Annotated in this window: 3 protein-coding genes; all 3 read right to left on the bottom strand. The window is 49.2% G+C overall.

What is annotated here, in order from left to right; all coding sequences use genetic code 11:
• Positions 1-4: 4 nt before the first annotated feature.
• A complete protein-coding gene (locus QVO97_RS00305) occupies positions 5-661 on the bottom strand; it encodes a Maf family protein (RefSeq protein ID WP_022358458.1) in 657 nt (218 codons plus the stop codon).
• A 99-nt stretch (positions 662-760) separates the two neighbouring features.
• Positions 761-1,222 (bottom strand): divergent PAP2 family protein, encoded by a 462-nt coding sequence (locus tag QVO97_RS00300; RefSeq protein ID WP_022358457.1) that lies wholly within the window; start codon positions 1,220-1,222, stop codon positions 761-763.
• A gap of 78 nt (positions 1,223-1,300) precedes the next feature.
• The gene (gene glgA, locus QVO97_RS00295; protein WP_022358456.1) at positions 1,301-2,746 is read right to left on the bottom strand and encodes a glycogen synthase GlgA; all 1,446 of its coding nucleotides are present in this window, start codon (positions 2,744-2,746) and stop codon (positions 1,301-1,303) included.
• Between the last annotated feature and the right edge of the window lie 172 nt (positions 2,747-2,918).

Raw genomic sequence — 2,918 nt, 5'->3', positions numbered from 1 at the left:
CACCTCAGACCGTATGCTTGAGCAGATCTTCTATCTTCTCCGGGCAGATCCGCTTCAATTCCTGATAGAGTCTTCCGACCGGCAGTCCCATCACATTCGTGTAAGAACCGTCGATTCCGCGGATATGCGCGGCAAAGCTTCCCTGAATGCCGTATGCGCCCGCCTTGTCCATCGACTCGCCGCAGTCTACATACGCCTCGATCTCCGCATCGCTCATCGGATATACATCCACCCGCGTCTCAACCGCAAAGCAGCTTTCCCGATCCTCAGTCAGGATCGCCACGCCCGTGTATACACGGTGGCTGCGCCCCTGGATCCGTCCGATCATCTCAAGCGCCTCATCCCGATCCGCCGGTTTTCCTAAAATCTCGTCATCCACACTGACAACGGTATCAGAACCAATGATAATCCCGGAAAATGGGATTCCCGTCGTCCGTGCCTCCTCACGCACCTGCGCCATCACATCGCGCGCCTTCTGTTCCGCCAGTTCCATCACAACCTGCGCCGGTTCCGTACAGAGCGGATTTTCCTCCAAGGTGCTCGGATGAATCTCCGGTTTCAGCCCAATCCGCTCCAAAAGCTCCCTGCGGCGCGGAGACGCACTCGCCAGAATTAACCGGCAGGCAGGTTTGGTATTTTCTATGTCTCTTCTCTGTTCCATTGTTCTGTTCTCATTTCCTCAGTTTCATTTAACGCTTAGATACACGTTATCCCTATATTTATACCATCTATCAGCCAAAATGAAAAGATCCGATGTTCGTTATATGAACATCGGATCGAGAATAAATGCAATCAAAATGCCTAAAATCGCGCCTGCTGCTACCTGTATCGGCGTATGCCCCACGTATTCCTTCAATTTTTCCTGTAACACCACGCCGTCCAGCTTGAGGAAATCATCGAAAAGCAGGCGGTTCAGAACTCTTGCCTGCTTTCCTGTCTCCTGCCGGACACCGATCGCGTCATACATAACAACCATCGCCAGAATAAAGCTGATGGAAAATTCAAAGCTCCCCACTCCGTACCGCAGCGCCGCCGCCGTTGCCAGCGAACATACAGTGGATGAGTGGGAACTCGGCATACCGCCGGAGCCAACCAGACGCTCCGGGTTGAACGAATGGTTCAGCCCGATGTCCAGAATCGTCTTGAGCACCTGGGCGACCACCCACCCGGTCACGCCGGTCATCAGCGTCTGGTTTGATGTCAATTCCTGAAAAAAAGTCATGTTTCTCTCCTGTACTATCTTAATTCCTCTGTTTTCTTCCACACATATGCCACTGTCTCTAAATCATTCGGTCCGTCATTAATATCCTATCAGCCAGTCATACAATTCCTGATATTTTCCAGCCGATGTCTGCCAGGAAAAATCAGCCGCCATGCCGCGGTCTACGATCTTGTTCCACTCGCGCTTCTTATTATAATAGATGTATTTTGCATAGCGGATGCAGTCGAGCATCTCATGTGCATTGTAATTAGCAAATGAAAATCCTGTTCCGGTTCCATCGTATTCATTGTATGGCCATACAGTATCCTTGAGACCACCCGTCTCACGCACGATCGGCACGGTTCCGTAGCGAAGCGCCATGAGCTGGCTCAGCCCACATGGTTCAAACAGCGACGGCATCAGGAATGCATCACAGGCTGCATATACCTTATGCGACATATCTTCCGAATAATAAATATTAGCGGAAACACGATCATTGTACTTCCAGTCATAGTGGCGGAACATATTTTCATACCGTTCATCTCCGGTTCCCAGCACAACCAGCTGTACATCTTCCGTACAGATCTCATCCATCACACACTGTACCAGGTCTAGTCCCTTCTGGTCGGTCAGACGGGAGACGATACCGATCATGAACTTTTTCTCGTCCTGCGCCAGTCCCAGCTCCGCCTGCAGCGCCTTTTTATTCTTGGATTTCTCCTTGCGGAATGTCTTTGCGTTATAATTTTGTACGATCCGTTTATCTGTCTCCGGATTAAATTCATCGTAATCGATACCATTTAAGATACCGCGCAGACTGTTGCTTCTCGCACGCATCAGACCGTCCAGTCCCTCGCCGTAGAACGGAGTCTTGATCTCCTCCGCGTAGGTGTTGCTGACCGTCGTGATCGCATCCGCGTATACGATGCCGCCTTTTAACATATTGCCGTCTTTGTAAGCTTCCAGCTTATCCGGTGTAAAATAGTAGTCCGGCAGCTCAGAGAAATGCTGGATTGTCTTCACATCCCACACACCCTGGAATTTCAGGTTGTGGATCGTCATGACGGACTTGATATCCCGGAAAAACTCGCCGCCGTGGAATTTGTCCTTGAGATGCACCGGGATAAGTCCCGTCTGCCAGTCGTGGCAGTGGATGACATCCGGCTTGAAGCCGATCACCGGCAGGGATGAGAGAGCCGCCTTGCAGAAGAAGGAAAACTTCTCCAGATCGTAATACCAGTCCCCATACGGGCGGTCACCCCAGAAATAACTCTCATTATCAATAAAATAGAAGGTCACGCCCTCATATTCATATTCCAGGATGCCCACATACCGGTTCTGTCCCAGATAATCCATATAAAAATGGTTCACATACTTCATTTCATTGCGGAATGACTCTTTGATGCACAGATACTTCGGGATCATGACACGCACATCAAAATACTGCTTATCAAAACATTTTGGAAGGGATCCGACAACGTCTGCCAAACCTCCTGTTTTGATAAATGGAACCGCCTCCGATGCAATAAACAGAATATTCTTCATAGATACTACCTCCCAACCGTGCCCGCTCGCGATCTGGCACCCTATTAAAATTATTATACAATAGAATCAGGGAATTAGAAAGTAGGCGACAGAGAAAAAAATCGGGAAATATATGACAAATAGTTCTGATTTGCAGACTGTATTTTCTGAATTGGATATTTGGCATAGTACC

It is taken from the genome of Clostridium sp. CAG:43 (genome assembly GCF_000434655.1).
Taxonomy (GTDB): domain Bacteria; phylum Bacillota; class Clostridia; order Lachnospirales; family Lachnospiraceae; genus Otoolea; species Otoolea fessa.
Note: the sequence above shows the minus strand (reverse complement) of the source record. Positions and strands in the feature narration are given on the sequence as shown.